This window comes from Myroides phaeus (assembly GCF_900099675.1).
Classification (GTDB): Bacteria; Bacteroidota; Bacteroidia; order Flavobacteriales; family Flavobacteriaceae; genus Flavobacterium; species Flavobacterium phaeum.
In genome coordinates this window covers 86,050-108,614 of sequence record NZ_FNDQ01000004.1, presented here as the reverse complement: position 1 = coordinate 108,614, position 22,565 = coordinate 86,050, and the positions used below count along the sequence as shown (strand labels likewise).

Genomic DNA, 22,565 nt, shown 5'->3' with positions numbered 1-22,565 from the left:
GAGTAAAAATCATTATTTACACGTATATATATAAGGAGTAAAAAGCACTATTTACACGTATATATATAAGGAGTAAAATGCACTATTTACACGTATATATATAAGGAGTAAAATGCACTATTTATACCTATATATATAAGGAGTAAAACACATCAAATAAAAGTACGTTTGGAAAGTACGCCGACTCCCAATAAAAAGTATCGTATCTGAAAACAAGTAAAAGAAAACAGGGGATAATTACAAACTCGTTTTATTTTCTTTGACAAAATTAACACCCTAAAAAAAAGAGGAAAAACAAAGACAGCACTTCGTGTTTTGCAAAAAACAACAATTAGCAAAACAAGCAAAGTTAAGGGTACCAGAAAACCAATAGGCATATTTCGATATGCTACCCAACAAACCATAGCAGTGTACTTCTGGTAAAAAATGAATACTCATAATCCACAAGAAAATAACAAGCCTATCTAAATTTTTTCAATAGCACCCTATTGACAGAAGTGCCTATTGTATTTACAGCTAAGCAAACCAAAACTTTGGTTTACTATAGCAGCAGTTGTGCAAACAAGAAGTAGTTATAAATTCTTGTTGCATAGATAATCAGAAATAGGAATAATGGGTTGTTGTTTCTTGAGAATTGAACGGAAATTTCCGTGGGGGAACAATTCAACTAATTGATTTTACACTCCAGTTTTCTTTTTAAGGAAATGAAAAATCATGAAATAACCTTTGCAACACCAGCCATTATTGTTGGCAATTGGTCACTAACAAATTTGGTAGCCTATGAATGTGCTAATTCAAGGCACAGTAGTTTACTTACAAACACAACATAGATCGACTTCTGCTAAAACAAAGGGGGACAGTTTATTTGGAACGTCGTCATAAGTAGGCGATGAAAGGCAAACATTATTCAGTTACGCTATCTGTAATTAGTTATCAGGATTTAGAGATACTCGTGCTCTTTGATCCAAAGTGGTTACATCGTTGTCTATCAATTTCAATGGAAAAACATCCCGACGACTTTTTCTCAAGTGTACCGTATGATAAAGGGGATTTGTTTATGAAAAGCTTATAAAACAAATACGGTCATGAAAATATGGCGTTTAAAAAGATACTTTGCCGATGTACCAATTTCAGGCTACTATAACCAAGCAGTTTATTGTTAGATAAAAGACAATTTAACCACAAGTTACAAGAGTTTTATGCGAGAATAAATCCATGATATCAAATGACCAGTCAAAATAGCCATACCAACATCAAAAAAACTATAGTCGGTAAACACTCAATCTACAAAAGAACTTTCGTTCATACGGAGTAACACAAAAGTCAGAAGTATAAGTTGCAATAGGTTTACGAACGAGAGGGTGCGTTATATTCGTCAAGTAGATTTTGAATACACGACAGCGTTTCAAATGCAAAAACTTGATCAGATGTGCAATTTTACCAACAGCCACTACGTAAAGATCCTGTGCACAAGGTACAACAAGGCATTTTTGACGAAGTATAGTCAAGTTAATAAAAAAGCTGAATAGTTTTTGAAGCATAGTGATTCTCATATTTTTTAAATCCACTGTTTTACGGTTATAAAGCCAATGAATAAGATAATTTCGTTGTAAGACTATATGCAAAATCCAAGCCAAACTATTATTTCTATGTTGAGAAGTGCTATAAAAAATTATTTAGAGAAGAAAAATAAAGAATAAATTTAGAAAAGAAGAGTATTGAAAGGGGATTATTTCACAGCATTTTAGTGCAGAAAAAATAAGAAAGCAGAGAGAAAAGAAGAAAACAAAAAAATAGCCAGAATTCATTAGTATAAAAACTACTGAATCAATCAATTTTAGGGCGATTAAAATGAGTTAAAAGAGAAAAAAGCGGGAATTTTAACACCAAATATTTTCATGTTTTTTCAAATAAAATGTCAGAGTACATAAAAATGGATATTTCAGACATTTTTTCAATTTTTTTCAACTGTTTTTATCTCGTTTTTCGCAGTGTAACTAATTATCTTTAAGGCACTTATTTTACTGGGGTTTCACACTAATTAAGTTGTATGATTTTACTGAAAAATTCAATGATTTTTATCATATAAATTCGGTGCATTCAGCAGTACATTTGAAGTATAATTAGAAGGAGAAATAACAACAAAGGATTCTAATTATAACGTTCATATTCTTTATATTTTAATACAATTAACTTTTAATCTTTATTATTTTACTTAAAATTAGCTTATTAAAAATAATTGTCTTAAATTTATGTAAAGATAAAGGGGAAACGCAAACAGAAATTGAAAAGATTGTGTTTGCAATAATTGTATAAATATTTAAAAAGCAAGATTATGAAAAGCTTAATGAATTTGGTAGTAGGGGTATTATTAGTTAGTGTAAATTTCTTATTCGTAGGATGTAATAATGCAGATGACAACAACATAGTTGATGTCAACCCAAAAATGGAGATTAACAATGTTAATTTAGAAAGAAAATGGATTGCAGCACACTTCGCATTTTCTCAAGAATGTCAACCATCAAAGAGATCAGCATATCAAAAATCATCAATTGAAATTAGCATAGATGGAGAAAGATTCCACGCAATTGACCAATATAGTTTGAAAGAACAAAAAGGTTCTTGGGATTTAAATGGAAAAGTGATTAAAGCGATTTTAGATGAAGGAGGAGAAAAAGAATATAGAATTGTAGAGTTGAAAAAGAATGAATTAATCGTTCAACCGATCAATCATAAAGATTTAATTGAAATAGAATTAGTGTCTTTTGACAAATAAACATAGCGGTAACGCACCAATCTTGAAAAAATAAAGAAGCCTTTCGTACTGAAAGGCTTTTTTTATTTCCCGGTTCCCAGTTCCCGGTTTTCAGTTCACGCATCACGCATCTCGCGCTCCGTACGGGCGAACCCGTGTGTTCGCCCCCTATTGTTTATTTATAAACAAACCTGCATAACCCATTTCCACAACGACGCATCACGTATCACGGTTCCCGGTTCCCGGTTCTCGGTTCCCAGTTTCCGCATCACGGTTCACGCATCTCACATCTCGCGCTCCGTACGGGCGAACCCGTGTGTTCGCCCCCTATTGTTTATTTATAAACAAACCTGCATAACCCATTTCCACAACGACGCATCCCAGTTCTCGGTTTCCAGTTCCTGGTTTTCGGTTCACGCATCACGTATCACGGTTCCCGGTTCTCGGTTCCCAGTTTCCGCATCACGGTTCCCGCATCTCACATCTCGCGCTCCGTACGGGCGAACCCGTGTGTTCGCCCCCTATTGTTTATTTATAAACAAACCTGCATAACCCATTTCCACAACGACGCATCACGGTTCCCGGTTCCCGGTTTTCGCATCACGGTTCCCAGTTCCCGGTTTTCGCATCACGGTTCCCAGTTCCCGGTTTCCGCATCACGGTTCCCGGTTCCCGGTTTTCGCATCAGGTATCACGCATCACGCATCACGTATCACGGTTCACATTTGTACAACAAACAACCTTTAAAAGAAAAAATACGGACATTATGTACAAATATGCTATTTGTACTATACTTCTAAGTAAATAAACCCAAATAAGACCATTTAAGTACTTTTAATAGTTTAAACATACAAATAGAACACAAACAGAAAATATATCCCTTAAGCCTTGTTAAAATGGCATTGTACGCACTTTCCAAAGTAATTATTGTAGTGATGTCTTCACAAAGAGTACCCAAAGGCAAATTAGTAGTTTGCGGACAAATTGTTTCTTTTTATCAATTATGGATACCGTGAAGTTTTTACTGTTTTTTTCTTCATGCGTGTGTTTTTGAATCCTCTCAATTTGATCAGAGCAAACACAAAAAGGGAAAAGTACCCTAAACAGATTTCACTATATACATAGCAATCAATAAGCACTTGGTCATTGTTACTTAGCGAGTTTATAAGAATTAAATATAACACGAGAAAACACGTTCCTTTGTAAGCCGACAACACAACGTTTAACGCAAAATAAAGGGGTTTTAAGACGTTGTTTTCTCACTATTGACATATGTAGTAAATAGGAAGTGTATTTGTTTAAAAGAACGTTTTTAGGACGTTTTTCTGAAAACCCAACTTACAAGAAATATCACTTTGTACCTATCGGCTTCCGCAAAGACGCAATCCATTTCATACCTCACTCAAGTTCCTTTTTTTTAAAAAAATTGCATAAAATTGTTAAGATTGTATATTTGTATGAAAAGAACATATGCATTTAATAAATCCATCAGACGATAATAATCGTAAAAGCCAGTATTCTCAAGAGAATCAAGAGCAAGGAAACAACTACGGAAACACTGGCCAACAGCAAGGTTACCAAAATTCAGGATACCGTCAAAACTATCAAAATGAAGGTAATCAAAACAACGGTGGATACGGAAATTACCAAGGTTACGGGAATAATGGGAAGCCAATTGACAATAAGAAGATGGCTGCCGGATTGTTAGGTATTTTTCTTGGTCCATGGGGTGTTCACAAGTTTTATTTAGGCTATTCAACAGAGGGAATCATCCAGATATTAATCACTCTTTTCTCGTGTGGTACTTTAGGGATTTTGGGAATTATTGAAGGAATTGTTTATTTGACAAAGTCAGACGAAGAATTTTATTACACCTATCAGGTGAATAAAAAGGGATGGTTCTAAATTTTTTAAGGTAACTTTTTTATAAAAATCACACTTTTTTTTCAAGGCAATGAAATTTTATGTCAGCCCTTTATTTACAAGGGAAGAAGAGGAGGTGTACCGCTAAAAAAATGACAATTTATCACGCGTATTATTTTTAGATAAGAAAAAATTGTTTTGTAATACATTGTTAGTCAATGATGTTTTGTTATTTTTGATTAAAACTATAAAACATTATGGAACAAAACACACAAAGAAGCAATGTGCCTCAACAAGAAAATAAGAAGGTACTTGCTGGAATTTTAGGAATAATATTCGGTTATTTGGGAATTCATAAATTCTATTTAGGATATACTAAAGAAGGAATTATTCAATTAATAATTAGTGTATGTAGTTGCGGTGTATTAGGAATCATTGGCTTTATTGAAGGAATCATTTACCTAACTAAATCTGATGAAGAATTTTACCAAACTTATCAAGCTAATAAAAAAAGCTGGTTTTAATCATATAAGAGATGTTGCAAAACATCTCTTTTTTTTGCCTTCAAAATCGTGCATTGCAAAGACGTGGAGTATCGCGTCTGTACCGATGAAACATACCGATAAACAAACACATCAATATCCAACCAAAGCGTCAAAACATTACCTCTTTCGTGTAGCATACCACGTAGTTACAAGCGCAATCACCGACAACGCCATCAAAGTTAAGAAGAAGCCATTCCAATGACCATTATTCACGAAAACCCCAGTAGAACTACCAATTACACTCGATCCGATATAGTAAAAGAACCAGTAAAAAGCCGTTGCCGAACTCTTCGCTTCCTGTCCTAAAGTAGTTACAACGCGACTCGCAATGGTGTGTCCACTGAAAAAAGAGATAGTGAAAAACGTTAAACCCAGTAAAATCACCACCAGGTTATCTAAAAACATCGCAATTGTTCCCAATAACATCAAAGCCAATGCCGACAACAAGATCTTTTTAGGCGAATATTTATCAGACAACGTCCCCGCCACCATATTGCCGAAAATTCCAAAAGCATACATCAAAAAGATCATTGCAATCAAGTAATGCGGCAGGTTATAAGGCGGTGCTTCCAACTTAAAACCAAGAAAATTGTACACACTCACAAACGAACCCATCAAGCAAATAGCCACCACGTACATTGCCAGTAATTTCACATTGCGAAAAATACTCTTTATTTGCCCCAATTTATGCTGTAAATTCAACTTTTGTGGACTAAAGAAAGCTGATTCCGGAAAGAAAACATAAAACGCAAGAGCAATAATAATCGCAATTAGTCCAATACTAAATACCGCCACTTGCCAGCCAAACCAACCACTGATTAGCGCCGCTACAATTCGCCCAAACATTCCACCAAACGTATTTCCCGCCAAATAAAAGCTAATTGCCGTACCAATATTCTTAGGATCAATCTCTTCCGCAAGGTAAGCCAGCGTAACAGCCGATACCCCAGAAATACAAATACCCTTTATAAAGTTGATGTTTACCAATAGCGAGAAATCTGTCACCCACGCCGAACCCAGCGTAAGCACCGTAGAAGTAACCAGTGAAAACAACATCACCTCTTTGCGAGGATAACTATCGGCAATAAACGCAAACAGCAGTAAACCAAACGCCATTCCCATTGTCGAAGCCGAAACGAGGTAACTACTCTGTGCCGGGGTAACACTAAAAAAGTGCGTGATATCCGACAACAGTGGTTGGTAGTTGTACAATTGTGCAAAAACCGACACCCCAACCATAAAAATACACCATTTAATCCTTTTATAACGGATCGAACCCTTTACAGCCCTGTCCGTTGACACCTCGTTAGTATACGTAGTCGTCGCCATCTAAAATTCTTTTTTGTAAAGTTAAGCGTAAGTTATATATTAGTAAAACGGAATTTTTCTATCATATCAATCGATAATACCGATTAACAAATGGAGTTACGACAACTAAGATATTTTCTCAAAGCCAAAGAGTTGCTGAACTTTACAGAGGCGGCAAAGCGATTATACATCACTCAGAGTACACTATCACAGCAAATCAAGCAGTTGGAGGAGGAGTTGGGGCAACCCTTATTTAACCGTATAGGCAAGCGAATTGTACTAACCGAGGCAGGAGAGATGTTTGCCACTTACGCAGAACGCAGTATCAAAGCCGCGCAAGATGGGATGACATTATTAGAAGATTTAACCGAGCTCAAAACAGGGGTATTGAGCATTGGATTAACGTGGGGACTAAAATCGTTGGTGCTAACCCCTTTAAAAATGTTTGCCCAAGCCCATCCAGGCGTAAAGATTGAGGTAACCTTTGGAACCACCAATGAATTGATCGACTATCTGTTGAACCAACAAATCGACTTTGCCCTGACGTTTTTTGATGGAGAACACGCAGAAAACCTTCATTATGAACCATTAATTACCTCAGAAATGGCACTCATTGTAGCAAGTAACTCACCCTTAGCCCAGTTACCCGGCATCAAGTTAAAGGAAATAGAGAAGCTGGACCTCGCTATGCCAGTCAAAGGATTCAGCACCCGAAACTTCATCGACCGCCAGTTTGAGAAATACAAGATTACCCCCCACATAGCAGTAGAAGTAAACCACACCAGTACGGTGATTGACCTGGTAAAAGTAGGTGCATTTCAAACCATACTAACCCACGCCACAGTACGCGGAGAAGAGAATTTAACAGCAATTCCGATTACTGATACAAATATGCAACGTGAAGCCGTAATTATTCAGATGAAAGGAAGTTATCAGAAGAGGGCAGTACGAGTTTTTGTAGAAATGTTGATGAATGAGGAGTAAGTTTTTTTTGAAAACTGAAAACCGAAATATCAATACCAACCGGATTGTCAAAAGATAAAACATCATTGTAAAGAAAGTTCCATAAATCAACCGATACGTCTGTGGTGGCCTTATTTATTTAGCAAGCGTTAAATGTTTGAAGATACTGTAAAATGAAAAAGACGTAACGCAGTGGAGCGTGTTTTTTCATTTAGGTGTCAAATGCAAGTTTGACCGTTAAAGAAATAGAGCCTTGACATCAAAGATTCACAGTTCAAAGATGTTAAAAATAAAATCCTCGCTGTAAAAACATAAAAAAAGAAATTAGAAAAACGTAGTTTTTCAAAAAAGAAACATTGAAAGCAACACTTTCAAAAAAAAAGGACCATCATCTTTGACAGTCCCTAATATATATTCAATTTTTAGCATCAAGCCATAAGATTATTCCTCCACCTCGTCTAAAACAGGAACAGGTCTTTTGCTTTCATTAATCGCTACAAGCGTAAACGAACCAGTAATAGCTTTTTCGCGACCTTCTCTATACATACTTTCTACGAACACATCAACGCGAACATCCAAACTCGTTCTACCCACACGCGTAACCGTACCAATCAGTTCAACCAATGTACCAGCTGGAATAGGGTGATTAAAATCCACCTTATCACTAGAAACCGTAACAATAGGTTTACGACAAAAACGCGTAGCCGTCATAAAAGCAATTTCATCCATGATATACATAACCGCTCCACCAAACATCGTATTGTGGTGATTAGTTTGCCCAGGGAAAACCGCTTTAAATACGTGAGTTTCAGAATCCTTGATTTTCTTTTGAATACGCAGTTCTCTGCTAGTTAATTGACCTTCCATAGTATAATGATTCATTTTTACAAGTTAAAAAATCTGTACGCAGCAATCCAAGATTCTCTTAGTTTCATACACCCAATGGCATAACCGTGGAAACAAAAGACAAAAAAGGCGCAATAACGCAAGAAACACTCTTTGTAGAGTAAGCTGCAAATATACGCAGTATTCTGTTTTATTAGTTTAAATTTTTGTTATAACTACACGTTGAATAAGAAGAAGATTTATGTCAATTTTGCCTTTCTTTAGCTGTTCTTTTCCCTTTTGTGCCAGAATAGTCGTACTAATTTACATGATCCCCCCTTTAAAACAACACTTTTAAGACATAACAAAGTATTGTAAAACTTAGGAATTTTTAGCCACTTAGAGGTAATTTACATTAGTTTTAGAATAAATTCGAAAGTCCATTGTAAAGGCGTATGTTTTATAAATAAGCTTAAAAATATTTAATATATGAAATATTATTTATTTAATCTATGATATTGATTAGTATAATGTATTTTTTTAACTAATAAATTTGAGTATAAAACTCGCGATTATGTACTATAAGATTAAAATATTAGCCTTAGCTTTTTTAGCTATGTTTGCTATAGGATGTAGTAAAAGTGACGATGGACCGTCAAAACCACCACCTGAAATAGTCCCCCCCGAACCAGATCCAGGAGTAATCCTTCCTGTAATGCCTAAAGACGAAAAGTTTACTTACTATTTTGAATGGAAATCGCTATTAGATAACTATACATTTCAGGGCACATATTTCAGATCACACGGAAGTGTATTAGACAAGAGGTTTGACCGTAAATTATGGGATGTCACCCCTAAAAAAATTGTCATAGTAGGGGATGAAGTCGTTATTATGATGAAAACGTTAGCTGAGTATCACTTTAAGATTAAGTGGGAGAACAACGTTGGAACCATTGAAAATGCGGACCGAACAGTAGTAGATTATTTTGTAATTAACAAAGATAAATCGCTATTAGCTATTTATATTAATATGAATGAAACAATGCCGTTAAGCGAGAATTTTCCAGCAAGTATCGATCATATTGAATATACATATAGACCAGACACGTTTATTACATTTTGGAATGCTTTACCCAATAAAATGGGGAAAAAAGGAACCTATGTTAGAAATAATACCGTTTTTAAACGCAATTTAAACGAAAAATAAAACAACATTACACAATTAAGGGCAATCTGGTAAAATATCGACAATTGGGAACCGATAATTGAAAACGGGAAACCGAAAACGGGGAACCGATATACGTAAAACGTAAAACGTAAAACGTGATGCGTGAAAAGTAAAACGTGAAAAACGATGCGTCTAAATTGATGAAATACCATTATAAAGAAGACAACACAATTTAACCGATGCGTCTAATTGATGAAATATCATTGTAAAGAAGACAACACAATTTAACCGATGCGTCTAATTGATGAAATATCATTGTAAAGAAGACAACACAATTTAACCGATGTGTCTAATTGATGAAATACCATTATAAAGAAGACAACACAATTTAACCGATGCGTCTAATTGATGAAATATCATTAATCTACAAAAACGTCACTTATCTGACTATGAGTCTAATTGAGGAAATACCATTATAAAGAAGACAACACAATTTAACCGATGCGTCTAATTGATGAAATACCATTATAAAGAAGACAACACAATTTAACCGATGCGTCTAATTGAGGAAATATCATTAATGTACAAAAACGTCACTTATCTGACGATGCGTCTGGGCGGCCTTATTTGTTTAGCGAGCGTCAAACAGCGTGCAGACACCGCAAAATGAAAAATGGCGTAACGCAGTGGAGCTCGTATTTTTTCATTTAGGTGTCAAATGCAAGTTTGACCGCTAAAGAAATAGAGCCTTGATTTTTTTGTTTCGTTTTTTTATCAAGAAAAAAATGAAAAAGAGAACATTAGAAAAATGTAATTTTTCGTAAAGGTTGAAAGCGAAGCTTTCAAAAAGAAAAGAGAAGAAATAGAAAAACGCAGCTTTCAAAAATGAAAGGAGAAGAACAAAACGTGATGCGTGAAAAGAAAAAGCAGTAAACATCATTAATCAAACAGCATTAGCGGCGTTGCTGGCAACCACCACCACATTAAACATTTCTTTGACCATTGCTCTAAACCCGTCGCCGTATTTCTTGCTAATCTCCGTAGGTGACAGCGTTGTTGTGATGTGCAAACGAGGGTACGACAAATCAAACCGTTGTTCGTAAAAATGCTCAACAATATCCATCACCACATTGCAGGTATTCCCGAAATGCTTCACCGGGTTTTCTGTTCCCATATTATCAAGCACCAGCACCTTAGCTGTTGGCGACAAAAGGGGAACTAAAGACTCATACCCGTTGTTAAGCAAGAAGTTGTGTGATAACAAGCGACACGACTTGATGTCGTATCTTTTCTTTTTGCGGTAAAAGTCCTGTGTCAAACGCATCATTGCCGTTTTACCAGTGAAATTTTCGCCCATCAATAAAATACCCTTATTCGGATTCAGCCCCAATCTATCCATTTCCACCTGATCCTCAATCGCATAAATCAGCAATTTATACAACGCCTTTTTATGATGATTGTTAATAACAAAATGCGAACCATAAATCGCTTTACCCTGTTGCTCCAGATACAACCAACATTTATTGATAGAAAAAAGGCGTTTATTATCCACGATTGTAAACGTATCCGTAAATTTTAAATTAAAGTTGCTCATCATATTTACTTTTTAAATTATTTAATTGATTTGTTTCTCCTTTAGCCGTTTGCTGTTTATATGTTTTATAATTGTGTCCCACACCTTGTTGCATAGTCGTTCCCACACTCGTCTCACTACTCGTATTATTACTGGTCTCTGTACTTGTCTGGCTACTGGTCTCTGTACTCGTCTCACTACTTGTCTCGGTATTAACAGTCACATCAGCATTAGTTTCACCTAGTGTATCAGCAGACAAAACCGAAGGCGACAACCACTTTTTAAGCTCCGTTTTCTGATCCGACTTCAAGAATTTACCATCCGTTAAATTGACCATAGTTACCGTACTATTGCTATACTTTGAGTTGCTCGGCGCATACTTTATCCATCCCCAGCGATGTAGATCCTTCATACAATCACTATAAACCGATTTATTGCCGATCTTACTCACGTTCATTAACTCCATCCGATTAACGATAAAAACCGGTGCAAATCGACTCTGGTTCCACATTCGGAACAACGCTATATAAATAGCAATATGCGTAGGTTTAACCTCCTCACTGATACGCATTATCTCAAACCAGTGGGACAAATGTTTGATGTAATTCATTATTTATAGATTTAATTTCTGCTTCAAAAGTAGCAATAGGTTTTTAGAATAAACATTGACGTAAGATTGTATTAAAAGTTAAATATGTATTTTTAGTTTATTAAATTATCTAATAACAAGTGAAATAATTGTTTTGTATTAAAGATGTTTTTTTATATTATTGCATTAAAATCTTATATATAACAAGAAGTATGGATGCTTATGTAAGAAAAGCAAAGAAGCGATTTAAAAAGTTAATAGACGAAAGTCAGATGTTTTTTGAACTTGATGAAAAAGAGATAAATCTTTTAAAAATAAGTTATCAAAAGCAGTTTGCAGACTTAGATTTCCAAATTCAGACTAAAAGTTTCTCTTCTGTTCAAAATGAAATCAAATTTTACAAAAAAGTGCTCGTAAAATGGATAAAACATTATTGTTTACTCGTTAAATACATCGAAATGACTTATTATAAGCCTGTTATTTTAGAAGAGTCGATAGGATTTTACAAGAAAGCAATCAGCACTTGTCACCAAGTTAAGTGTGATAATATGGACTTACACGGGTATTATGTTTGTGAATTAACAACCAGAGATGAGATCTATTATGTTAATCACGATCCTAGTACTTATGCAAGTTTAGATCCTACAAATCCCTCTTATATCATTGCGAATTTTGAAGTTAATGAAGTGATTATTCCTTATATTAATGCTACTATTTTTAAGTTTAAGAATTTTAATGATTTAAATACTACATTAAAGTGGACGGGTTCTAATACTGATCTCGCACTTTTAATAAATGGTTTGGTTGAATTAAAGCTTATTAATAAGGGAAATTGCACAAAGAGTGAGGTTGTGTCTGCTTTTGATGTTATGTTTAATATGAAAATTCAAAAACAACTTAGCTCGCTGGTTTATAATTTTAAAAATCGCAAGGAGGTGAAGGATACTTTGTTTGATAGGTTACAGTTAACGGTAAAGGTTAATGATTTTTAATGTTTTTTGAAAGCTGCGCTTTCAATCTTTCTTTCTTTTTGAAAAACTACGTTTTTCTATTTCTTTTCTTTTCTTTTCTTTTTTGAAAGCTGTGCTTTCAACCTTTCTTTTGAAAAGCTGCGCTTTTCTGTTTTCTTCTCTTTTCATTTTTTTCTTGATAAAAAAACGAAACAAAAAAATCAAGGCTCTATTTCTTTAGCGGTCAAACTTGCATTTGACACCTAAATGAAAAAATACGAGCTCCACTGCGTTACGCCATTTTTCATTTTGCGGTGTCTGCATGCTGTTTGACGCTCGCTAAACAAATAAGGCCGCCCAGACGCTCCGTCTGATTTTTGACGTTTTTGTACATTAATGATGTTCCGTCAGTTTGACGCATCGGTTAAATTGTGATGTATTTGTATATTAATGGAAACCGGAAACCGATAACCGCTAATGGGAAACCGGGAACCGATAACCGATATACGTGATTTACGTTGTGTCGTATGCCGTGCGGGCGAATAATAATTCGCCCCTACATTGGTGGTGGTGGGCAATCCAATAAAATATCGACAACGGGGAACCGACAACGGATAACCGATAACCGACAACGGAAACCGATAATGGGAAACCGATAACCGAAAACCGAAAACGGGTAACCGATAATGGAAACCGATAATGGGGAACCGATAACCGATAACCGACAACGGAAACCGATAATGGGAAACCGATAACCGACAACGGAAACCGATAATGGAAAACCGATAATGGGAAACCGGGAACCGATAACCGATAATGGGGAACCGATAATGGGAAACCGATAACCGAAAACCGAAAACGGGTAACCGATAATGGAAACCGATAATGGGGAACCGATAATGGGGAACCGACAACGGATAACCGATAACCGACAACGGAAACCGATAATGGGAAACCGATAACCGAAAACCGAAAACGGGTAACCGATAACCGAAAACCGAAAACGGGTAACCGATAATGGAAACCGATAACCGACAACGGGGAACCGACAACGGATAACCGATAACCGACAACGGAAACCGATAATGGAAAACCGATAACCGACAACGGAAACCGATAATGGAAAACCGATAATGGGAAACCGAAAACCGATAACCGAAAACCGGGAACCGATAATGGGAAACCGATAACCGATAACCGACAACGGGAAACCGATAATGGGTAACCGATAACCGATAACCGACAACGGAAACCGATAATGGGAAACCGATAATGGGAAACCGATAATGGGAAACGATAATGGGAAACCGAAAACCGATAACCGAAAACCGGGAACCGATAATGGGAAACCGATAACCGATAACAAAAAAAAACGATATGTCAATGAACGAGGGGGGATTGGGTTGGTTTAAAATCAGCTTTTTTTGAGCCATGATTTTAATTGCTGGATAGCAAATGATACTATTGCACTTACTACGGCTCCGATACAGGCGAGAACAATGGTTTTTACTACATCGTGCCATTGTAGGTTGGGTATAAGTGCAAAAGTGATACCCGTTAGGATACCACTTTTTAAACCAGAACTATTTTTCATCGAGTCTTTTTTTTGACTTGACACTACCGTCTTCTACTGTTACTTGACTAACAGCAGAAGCAATACCCCCGGCCACCGCGAGGTATGTAGCAAGTGTGGTTAATGCAGCAGGTAATGCTACCGGAGCGGCTAAAATACCCCCACTAACTGCAACAAGACTTAATCCAATAGTACGCAAGGTTTTAAAAAACTTTGGCGTAGGTGCAATCGCACGATCAACAATTTCACTCATAATTTTCCTTTTTTAATAATTTTTACAATTTTTTCATCCGTAGCTTCAAGCACGGTAAGGGTCACATTTCCGGAAGGCAAATTCGCCTTCAGCTTATTCAATAATTTACTCATTGCAATTCTGGAATTCACTCCCCACCCCTCATTTGCAATCTCACTCACCGGAGCAATACACCCCCTTAAGTCGCGCATCGCATTATTAGCAGGGTGAAACAAAATAAACGATCGGTCGGGCACATTCAGCACCTCAATATGCTCTTTAAACCGTGGGCTAAAGCGATTTTTAAGTATATATCTACCCTCTGGAATACAAGAGATAGACCTTTGGTTAGCCGCCCAAGGCAGTTCAATAGTCAGGCAAATAGACCTTCCATTAATTTGCAAAAGTCCGTGCGTAGCCTTGTTTAAGTAAACGCGGTACAAGCGAATATTTATTTTCATAAAAAATAGTTTTTAGCAACCGTTATTAACCTTAGAACAAGGCGGCATAACGATCAGGTACAGCACAAAAGTGCAACGGTTTTTTGAGCAATTTTTAGGCAAGGGAAATAAGTTCCATTCTTTTCCTAAAACTTCCCAAAATTTCCATTTTTTGCCCTTCTGGTCTCGTATATGGATTAGAACGAGACAAGTAAAAAGCTGTTAATTAAACACTTAAATTAGTGGTCAGAATTCAAAAACAAATGATATGAAAAAAAATCCAACAGAGAGATTATGTGTATTTGCAAACGATGTATCCCTAATAACAGGGCGTAGTTACAAAACCTCTTTACGCATATTAAGAGACATTCGCGAGTTTTATGGCAAGCCCCAAAAAGCCATCATCACCTATGTTGAATTTTGTGCCTATATGAATTTAGACGAGTCAGAAGTATTAGATCGATTGAGGTAACAAAAAGGAGATTAAAAGTGGTTTTAGTCGAGAACGAATTTAGACTTGTTCGCAAGTCGTTCGGAAAAGGGGCAGGCTTCCCGATTAAATCTTGAATTTTAGCGAAGAATGTTACCTATCAGTTACGTTTAACACAATTTGTACGCCTTACAAAAAGCAATGCAATATAAAGTTCGAGACGAGAACGGAAAAAAAAGGAAAAGAACGGAAAAAAAGGGAAAAGAACGGAAGAAAAAGGACAAACGCGGAAGGGCGATAAAAAAGTTTTAAAAAGTCGCCGTAGGTTTGCAATGAGTTCAGAATCAAAGAGTAGCTACTAGATAAGGACGCAATTATTATTTATTAATTTTTAAAAAAACCATTATCATGGCAGAATCAGAAAAAGGAATTTTAGGACCTGTAAGAGGAAAAGTAGGAACAGTTGTAGGAGCAAACTGGAGAGGTAAAAACATTTTGAGATCAGTACCTCGAAAAAGCAGAAAAGCACCAAGTGCCAAACAATTAGTTCAGCGTACCAAGTTCAAATTAGTAGCCAACTTTTTGAGCCCGTTATTTGCCCTAACAAGCAAGTATTTTGGACAATACCAAGGCGTTAAATCGAGAACCAACTTAGCGATGTCGTATCACTTGTTAGAAACGATTGAAGAATCACAAAGCGGAGAATTTGAGATCAACTATTCTAAGGTAGTAATTACAAAAGGAGTATTAGACAATGTTCGTGTAAGCAACTACGAATTAGAAAACCGTAATCTTACCATTGAGTGGACAAGCGGCGTAAGCAATAACCTAAGCAAAGGAGACGACAGAGTTACCGCTATTGTTTACAACAAAGTTCACAAGATGTTTTTACCAGAGCAGATCTCTGCAAGTCGCGATGAGGGTAATATGACAGTTGTTTTAGCAGAGGAGTGGAAAGCAAATGAAAATGAAGTATGGCTTGTTGTTACAAAAGGCGATCAGTGTAGTACAAGTATGTACGTAGGTATTGTGTAGTCAATAGCCCATAGTAGTTTGATTGTTTAATTGAGAAGGTTCACCTTATGTGGTGAACCTTCTTTTTTGTTTCCCGTTCCTGCATTACGTATCACGCATTACGTATCACGTATCACGCATATCGGTTTTCGGTTTTCGGTCATCGGTTTTCGGTCATCGGTTCTCGGTTCCCGTTTTCACGTTTCACTTAATATTTATCTTAAAAAATACATTAAAACACTTTAATAAGCTTAAAAACAAAAAATAAACATTTTAAACCTGTTAAAAGGTATTGAATGATGTGTCATTTCAAGGAATTCATGTCTTAAATATACTCCCTCAAGAAAAGTACTACTTCACTGAAAAAGGGTGTTTTTAATTGAGAAAAAGTTTTTAAAAAGTGTACATTTGTAGCTTGACAAGATGTGAACGATGCCTATAATTGGCAATTTAACAGCATTTGTTAGACTATTTATCACGGAAATACGTTATATAAAAAAAAGAAAATGACTAAGATTTTAATCACAGGTGGAGCTGGATTCATAGGTTCCAATTTAACGGAGTACTTTTTGAATAAAGGATATTTTGTACGTTGTTTAGACAACTTCGCTACAGGATACAAACACAATATCGAATCTTTTATGAGCAATGAAAATTATGAACTGCTTGAAGGAGATATTCGTGATTTAGAAACTTGTCGCAAAGCAGTAGAAGGAATGGACTATGTGTTGCACCAAGCAGCATTAGGTTCAGTACCACGCTCTGTAAATGATCCAATCACAAGTAATGATGTGAATGTATCAGGGTTTTTAAATATGTTAGTAGCAGCAAGAGACGCTAAGATTAAGCGTTTTGTATATGCAGCAAGTTCTTCAACTTATGGAGATTCTGCCGCTTTACCAAAAGTAGAGGATGTAATTGGAAAACCACTTTCTCCTTATGCTGTTACAAAGTATGTAAACGAGTTATATGCAGATGTTTTTGCTAAAACCTATGGAATGGAAATCATAGGATTGCGTTACTTCAACGTATTCGGACGTCGTCAAAATACAAGAGGCGCTTATGCGGCAGTTATTCCATTGTTTGTAAAGCAATTTATACAACACGAAAGCCCAACAATCAACGGAACAGGGGATTATTCTCGTGACTTCACTTACATTGATAACGTAATTCAGATGAATGAACGTGCAATGCTTACTACAAATCCAGAAGCTGTAAATACTGTGTATAACACAGCAGTAGGAGATAGAACTACCTTAAACCAATTAGTAGGTTATTTAAAAGAGTTTTTAATAGATTACGATGCAGAAATTGCAAACGTAGAGATTAAACACGGACCAAATAGAGTAGGAGATATTCCTCACTCATTAGCTTCTGTAGATAAAGCAAGAACTTTATTAGGATATGAGCCAACGCACGTAATTAAAGAAGGATTAAGAGAAGCTGTAAAGTGGTATTGGAGTCATAAAGAAATGCTTTAAGGAAAGTGTACAATTAAGAAAATAATAAAAATAGAATAACAAAATATACAATAGCCGTATGAGCACACAACATAAAATAGCTGTAATAGGATTAGGATATGTAGGATTACCATTAGCGAGATTATTTGGTACAAAATTTCCTACAGTAGGATTTGACATCAACAAAGGGCGTATTGCTGAATTAAGAGAAGGAAAAGACAGTACGTTAGAAGTAGCTGATGATATTTTAAAAGCTGCTTTAGTAGAAAGTAATCCAACAATTGGAGAAGTTACTAATGGTTTATTTTGTAGTTATGACTTAGGAGATATTGCAGATTGTAACGTATATATTGTAACAGTACCTACGCCAGTAGATAAACACAATCGCCCTGACTTAACACCTTTATACAAAGCGTCTGAAACAGTAGGTAAAGTGTTAAAAAAAGGAGATATCGTAATTTACGAATCAACTGTATATCCTGGTGTAACAGAAGAAGAGTGTGTGCCTGTATTAGAAAGAGTTTCAGGATTGAAATTCAATGAAGATTTTTATGGAGGATACTCGCCAGAGCGTATCAACCCTGGAGATAAGCAACATACGGTAGAAAAAATATTAAAAGTAACATCAGGTTCTACACCAGAGATTGGGGTAGTAGTAAATGATATTTACAAAGCTGTTATTACAGCAGGAACGCATTTAGCACCAACAATTAAGGTAGCAGAAGCGGCAAAAGTAATTGAGAACTCGCAACGTGATATCAATATTGCTTTTGTAAACGAATTAGCAAAAATATTTAATCTATTAGATATAGATACACACGCTGTATTAGAAGCAGCAGGAACGAAGTGGAACTTCTTACCATTCAAACCAGGATTAGTAGGAGGACACTGTATTGGAGTTGACCCATATTACTTAGCTCAAAAAGCGATGGAAAAAGGGTACCACCCAGAAATCATCTTAGCAGGACGTCGTTTAAACGATTCAATGGGAGAGTATGTAGCTTCTCAAGTTGTAAAAACAATGATTAAAAAAGGAATCAATGTTAGCAAAGCAGAAGTATTAATGTTAGGAGTAACATTTAAGGAAAACTGTCCAGACGTTCGTAATACGAAGATTGTAGATGTAATTGCTGCATTGGAAGATTATGGCGTAAAAGTAACAACTTATGACCCGTGGGCTAACCCAGCAGAGGTTATGCACGAATATGGTGTAGTGAGCCATACTACATTAGAAGAAGTTACACCAAAAGTAGATCAATCAGATGATCACCGTTACCCAACTGCTAATAAACGTTATGATGCTATTGTTTTAGGTGTATCTCATAATGAATTAGTAGCATTAGACTTAGAACCTTTGAAAAAAGAGGTGTCTGTGGTTTATGATGTAAAAGGAGCTTTAACTGAAGGTGTAGATTGTAGATTGTAGTGAGTATTTTAAAAAAAATAAAACAACAGTTAAAGAATAAGGATGTGAAAGTTTTATTGGAAAACTTTCTTTCTTTGTCTTTATTACAAGTTGTTGGGTATATTTTACCCTTATTAACTTTACCTTATATAGCAAAAGTAATTGGTGTAGCATATTTCGGAGAGATTGCATTTGCTTCTGCAGTAATTGTCTTTTTTCAGACATTAGTTGATTATGGATATAATTATACTGGTGTTAGAGATATTTCTAGAATTCGTGAAAATAAAGAAGAAGTATCTAAAGTATATTCAACTATTTTTTTTTCAAAGTTGATTTTAATGGTTTTAGGTTTTATAATTTTAGTATTATTAATTTTTATGATACCTGAGTTTGAACGTAATAGAAAGATACTATTATTTACTTTTTCAATTATTCCAGGATATATTTTGTATCCAGAATGGCTTTTTCAAGGTTTAGAGAAAATGAAATATAGTGCTATATTATCAACAATAATTAAATTAATTTTTACATTGCTAATTTTTATAGTAGTGAAATCAGGGAATGATTATGTTTATATTCCGTTAATTAATGGTGCTGGCTTTCTTATTGTTGGTATTTTAGCATTTTTTTTTATAAAAAGGTTAGGATATTCTTTAGTTCGTGTTTCAGTAAAAGAAATTATTATATCTTTAAAAGGGAGTACTGATATGTTTATTTCTTTAATACTTCCGAATTTATATACAAATATGTCTACAATTTTTTTAGGAAATTATTGGGGAAGAGTTTCGACAGGTATCTTTGATGCAGGGAATAAGTTTATCGGATTAAGCCAACAGTTTACAAATGTTTTATCAAGAGCATTTTATCCATATTTAGCAAGAAAACTTGAAAAGCATTCTATTTTTGAAAGAATAAGTCTAATATTAAGTTTAATTATTTCAGTTGGACTTTATTTTTTAGCACCTTTGATTGTAAGTGTTTTCTATAATAATGATTTTGTAGATGCAGTTATAGTAATTAGAATTATGTCGATTTCACCGATATTTATTTTTATGATGAATGCTTATGGTACAAATTATTTGGTTTTAAAAGGCAGGGAACATGTTTTAAGGAATATTGTGTTAGTTTGTTCTATTCTTGGTTTAGGACTTTCTTGGATCTTGGTTAAGAAGTATTCTTTTATAGGAGCTGCTATAGCTATAACTTCAATATGGGCATTGAGAGGATTATTAACTATGTATTATGCAAAAAGGAAGATTTAATATGAAGATATTTTTTAGTGGTGATTTTTGTCCGAATAATCGTGTGAGAGATTTGATTAATAATGAAGATGTTAGTCAAATTTTCGGTAATTTAAAAGAAGTTTTGGATTCTGTAGATTATTCAGTTGTAAATTTGGAATGTCCAATTGAGCCAGAAAATAAGATCGCAATAAATAAGGTTGGACCTGCTTTATCAACAAATGAAAAAGCGATTCGAGTTCTAAAGGAAGCGGGTTTTAATTTATTAACATTAGCGAATAATCATATTAAGGATTTTGGAGAAGAAGGTGTTTCTTCCACAATTAATTGTATTAAAAAAAATGCACTTGATTATGTTGGCGCTGGTTTTGGAATTAATGAGGCGAGAAAGATTTTTTATATTGAAAGTGAAGTTGGAAAAATAGGTATTATAAATATTACTGAAAATGAGTTTTCAACCACAGTAAATGAGGAATATGGGGCTTATGGTTTAGATATTATAGATAATACATATGTTATAAAAGAAGCTAAAAAAGAAGCGGATTTAGTTATAATAGTTTATCACGGAGGTCATGAAGGATACCAATTGCCAAGTCCAAGAATGAAAAGGCTTTTTCATTATTTTGTTGATTGTGGAGTTGATAGTATTATTTGTCATCATTCACATTGTTTTAGTGGGTTTGAAAATTATAATGGAGCTCCTATTTTTTATGGTTTAGGAAACTTTTCATTTGATTGGGTAGGATTGAATGATAATGAGTGGAACTATGGTTATGGAGTATTTTTGAAAGTTGGTTTAGGTAAGAAAATAGATTTTGAGATTATACCCTATAAACAAGGAATGAAAGACAATCCTGGTATTGAATTATTAGAGGAAACTGAGAGGGTAATTTTTAATGAAAAAATCAATTTTTTAAATACAATCATAGACTGTGATGATTTATTAGTTGAAGAATTTGCTAAATTGTCAAATAGCAGACAGATTGAATATGAAGTTTATATGCAACCTTATAGTAATAGGATTTTGAGAGGTCTTTATCGTAGAGGACTATTACCAAGTTTTTTTTCAGATAAGAAAAAAAAGGTGTTTTTGAATTTAGCACGTTGTGAGTCACATCGTGATTTGTTGTTTGATTACTTAAGTAAAAAATAGTTAAAATTTAATATAAAAAAAAATAAATTGAAAATAGCTATACATAAAAGTACGTCTTCAGAATATTCAAAAAGATGGATAAAATATTGTAAAGAGAATAATGTAGAATTCAAAGAAGTTAATGCTTATGATAATGACATTATAGAACAATTATTTGATTGTGATGTTTTTATGTGGCATCATAATCATGGAAACTATAGAGATGTAAATTTTGCTAAACAATTGCTTTTTGCCTTAGAGCAATCGGGTAAAAAAGTCTTTCCTAATTTTAATACAGCATGGCATTTTGATGATAAATTGGGACAAAAGTATTTATTTGAGGCTCATAATATACCAGCTGCAGAGGCATTTGTGTTTTATGATAAAGAAAGTGCTTTTGATTGGATTAATAAGACAAGCTTTCCTAAGATTTTTAAGTTAAGAGGAGGGGCAGGAAGTTCTAATGTTAAAATGGTAAAAAGTGAAGCAGAAGCCAAACGCTTAGTAAAAAAAGCTTTTGGAAAAGGCTTTAAAGCATTTGATTACTTTGGTTTAGCAAAAGATAAGTTTAAATTATTTTTAAGAAACAAAGCTTCTTTTTATGATGTAGCTAAGTATTGCGGATTATTTTTAATTCCTAAAAAGTTTAATGCTCATTTGTTGCCAGATCAAAAAGGATATATCTATTTTCAAGAATTTATTCCTAATGATGGTTATGATATTAGAATTGAGATAACTGGTGATAAGGCAGTTGCAATGATTCGTCATACGCGTGAGAATGATTTTAGAGCCTCTGGGAGTAATAATATCGAGCATAATACACCTTTGTTAAATAAAGAAGTTATTTTATTTGCTTTTGATGTAGCGGAGAAATTACAGTTACAAGCTTGTGCTTTGGATATTGTGAGAGACAATAGAGACGGAAAACTTTATGTTATTGAGAACTCTTATTGTTATGGTGTTGATGATGATGAATTTGATTATGGTTATTGGACTTCCGATGGTATATATCATAGAAACATTAAATTTAATGGACTTGATTGGATATTCGGTAAGTTGTAATTTAATTAGTAGTTTGTAATGGTTAGTTAGAAATTGT

At 34.7% G+C, this 22,565-nt stretch carries 20 protein-coding genes; 13 read left to right on the top strand and 7 right to left on the bottom strand.

What is annotated here, in order from left to right; translation table 11 throughout:
• Nucleotides 1-2,335 precede the first annotated feature (2,335 nt).
• The 3 genes from BLT46_RS03395 (at nucleotide 2,336) to BLT46_RS03385 (ending at nucleotide 5,142) form a co-directional block, all read left to right on the top strand.
• Complete coding sequence (locus BLT46_RS03395) at nucleotides 2,336-2,776, top strand: lipocalin family protein (RefSeq protein ID WP_090406220.1); 441 nt, start codon at nucleotides 2,336-2,338, stop codon at nucleotides 2,774-2,776.
• A 1,668-nt stretch (nucleotides 2,777-4,444) separates the two neighbouring features.
• Nucleotides 4,445-4,660 carry a TM2 domain-containing protein gene (locus BLT46_RS03390; RefSeq protein WP_090406398.1) on the top strand — a complete coding sequence of 72 codons (216 nt, stop codon included), beginning with the start codon at nucleotides 4,445-4,447 and terminating at the stop codon, nucleotides 4,658-4,660.
• A gap of 215 nt (nucleotides 4,661-4,875) precedes the next feature.
• Entirely contained in the window at nucleotides 4,876-5,142 is a 267-nt protein-coding gene (locus BLT46_RS03385) for a TM2 domain-containing protein (protein WP_090406217.1), read from the top strand.
• Nucleotides 5,143-5,280: 138 nt separating this feature from the next.
• On the opposite strand, the gene BLT46_RS03380 is transcribed toward BLT46_RS03385, so the two are convergent.
• Entirely contained in the window at nucleotides 5,281-6,492 is a 1,212-nt protein-coding gene (locus BLT46_RS03380) for an MFS transporter (protein ID WP_090406215.1), read from the bottom strand.
• Between the two features lie 90 nt (nucleotides 6,493-6,582).
• Here BLT46_RS03380 and BLT46_RS03375 point away from each other — a divergent pair, with 90 nt between their 5' ends.
• Nucleotides 6,583-7,455 (top strand): LysR substrate-binding domain-containing protein, encoded by an 873-nt coding sequence (locus BLT46_RS03375; protein WP_090406212.1) that lies wholly within the window; start codon nucleotides 6,583-6,585, stop codon nucleotides 7,453-7,455.
• Between the two features lie 420 nt (nucleotides 7,456-7,875).
• Here BLT46_RS03375 and BLT46_RS03370 read toward each other — a convergent pair whose 3' ends face one another.
• Nucleotides 7,876-8,301 (bottom strand): acyl-CoA thioesterase, encoded by a 426-nt coding sequence (locus BLT46_RS03370; protein WP_090406209.1) that lies wholly within the window; start codon nucleotides 8,299-8,301, stop codon nucleotides 7,876-7,878.
• A gap of 532 nt (nucleotides 8,302-8,833) precedes the next feature.
• On the opposite strand from BLT46_RS03370, the gene BLT46_RS03365 reads away from it, so the two are divergent.
• Nucleotides 8,834-9,466 (top strand): hypothetical protein, encoded by a 633-nt coding sequence (locus tag BLT46_RS03365; RefSeq protein WP_090406206.1) that lies wholly within the window; start codon nucleotides 8,834-8,836, stop codon nucleotides 9,464-9,466.
• A gap of 904 nt (nucleotides 9,467-10,370) precedes the next feature.
• On the opposite strand, the gene BLT46_RS03360 is transcribed toward BLT46_RS03365, so the two are convergent.
• Both BLT46_RS03360 and BLT46_RS03355 read right to left on the bottom strand, forming a co-directional pair.
• Nucleotides 10,371-11,024 carry a hypothetical protein gene (locus BLT46_RS03360; protein ID WP_245722932.1) on the bottom strand — a complete coding sequence of 218 codons (654 nt, stop codon included), beginning with the start codon at nucleotides 11,022-11,024 and terminating at the stop codon, nucleotides 10,371-10,373.
• On the bottom strand, nucleotides 11,008-11,592 hold the full coding sequence (locus BLT46_RS03355; RefSeq protein WP_245722931.1) for a hypothetical protein: 585 nt from the start codon (nucleotides 11,590-11,592) through the stop codon (nucleotides 11,008-11,010). Before BLT46_RS03355 ends, BLT46_RS03360 begins: the two co-directional genes overlap by 17 nt.
• Before the next feature lie 209 nt (nucleotides 11,593-11,801).
• Between BLT46_RS03355 and BLT46_RS03350 the strand changes: the two genes are divergently transcribed.
• Nucleotides 11,802-12,581 carry an RteC domain-containing protein gene (locus tag BLT46_RS03350; protein WP_090406196.1) on the top strand — a complete coding sequence of 260 codons (780 nt, stop codon included), beginning with the start codon at nucleotides 11,802-11,804 and terminating at the stop codon, nucleotides 12,579-12,581.
• Between the two features lie 21 nt (nucleotides 12,582-12,602).
• Here the strand turns inward: BLT46_RS03350 and BLT46_RS13280 are convergent, their stop codons facing one another.
• The 3 genes from BLT46_RS13280 to BLT46_RS03335 form a co-directional block, all read right to left on the bottom strand.
• Nucleotides 12,603-12,728 (bottom strand): hypothetical protein, encoded by a 126-nt coding sequence (locus BLT46_RS13280; RefSeq protein ID WP_262492369.1) that lies wholly within the window; start codon nucleotides 12,726-12,728, stop codon nucleotides 12,603-12,605.
• A 1,394-nt stretch (nucleotides 12,729-14,122) separates the two neighbouring features.
• A complete protein-coding gene (locus BLT46_RS03340) occupies nucleotides 14,123-14,365 on the bottom strand; it encodes a hypothetical protein (RefSeq protein WP_090406190.1) in 243 nt (80 codons plus the stop codon).
• Nucleotides 14,362-14,805 carry a DUF5675 family protein gene (locus BLT46_RS03335; RefSeq protein WP_090406187.1) on the bottom strand — a complete coding sequence of 148 codons (444 nt, stop codon included), beginning with the start codon at nucleotides 14,803-14,805 and terminating at the stop codon, nucleotides 14,362-14,364. The genes BLT46_RS03340 and BLT46_RS03335 overlap by 4 nt, the downstream gene beginning before the upstream one ends.
• 247 nt (nucleotides 14,806-15,052) lie before the next feature.
• Between BLT46_RS03335 and BLT46_RS03330 the strand changes: the two genes are divergently transcribed.
• From BLT46_RS03330 to BLT46_RS03300, 7 genes are all read left to right on the top strand, one after another.
• Nucleotides 15,053-15,256: a hypothetical protein gene (locus tag BLT46_RS03330; protein ID WP_090406184.1), complete on the top strand. Its 204-nt coding sequence runs from the start codon at nucleotides 15,053-15,055 to the stop codon at nucleotides 15,254-15,256.
• Between the two features lie 366 nt (nucleotides 15,257-15,622).
• Complete coding sequence (locus tag BLT46_RS03325) at nucleotides 15,623-16,249, top strand: DUF6266 family protein (RefSeq protein WP_090406181.1); 627 nt, start codon at nucleotides 15,623-15,625, stop codon at nucleotides 16,247-16,249.
• A 485-nt stretch (nucleotides 16,250-16,734) separates the two neighbouring features.
• The gene (locus BLT46_RS03320; RefSeq protein ID WP_090406178.1) at nucleotides 16,735-17,709 is read left to right on the top strand and encodes an SDR family oxidoreductase; all 975 of its coding nucleotides are present in this window, start codon (nucleotides 16,735-16,737) and stop codon (nucleotides 17,707-17,709) included.
• 58 nt (nucleotides 17,710-17,767) lie between these two features.
• Nucleotides 17,768-19,114, top strand: a complete 1,347-nt coding sequence (locus tag BLT46_RS03315) for a nucleotide sugar dehydrogenase (protein ID WP_090406175.1) — start codon at nucleotides 17,768-17,770, stop codon at nucleotides 19,112-19,114.
• Between the two features lie 44 nt (nucleotides 19,115-19,158).
• Nucleotides 19,159-20,355: a flippase gene (locus tag BLT46_RS03310; protein ID WP_176770714.1), complete on the top strand. Its 1,197-nt coding sequence runs from the start codon at nucleotides 19,159-19,161 to the stop codon at nucleotides 20,353-20,355.
• Nucleotides 20,336-21,487 carry a CapA family protein gene (locus tag BLT46_RS03305; RefSeq protein ID WP_090406168.1) on the top strand — a complete coding sequence of 384 codons (1,152 nt, stop codon included), beginning with the start codon at nucleotides 20,336-20,338 and terminating at the stop codon, nucleotides 21,485-21,487. Before BLT46_RS03310 ends, BLT46_RS03305 begins: the two co-directional genes overlap by 20 nt.
• Before the next feature lie 27 nt (nucleotides 21,488-21,514).
• Complete coding sequence (locus tag BLT46_RS03300; RefSeq protein WP_090406165.1) at nucleotides 21,515-22,528, top strand: ATP-grasp domain-containing protein; 1,014 nt, start codon at nucleotides 21,515-21,517, stop codon at nucleotides 22,526-22,528.
• The last annotated feature ends 37 nt before the right edge of the window (nucleotides 22,529-22,565 follow it).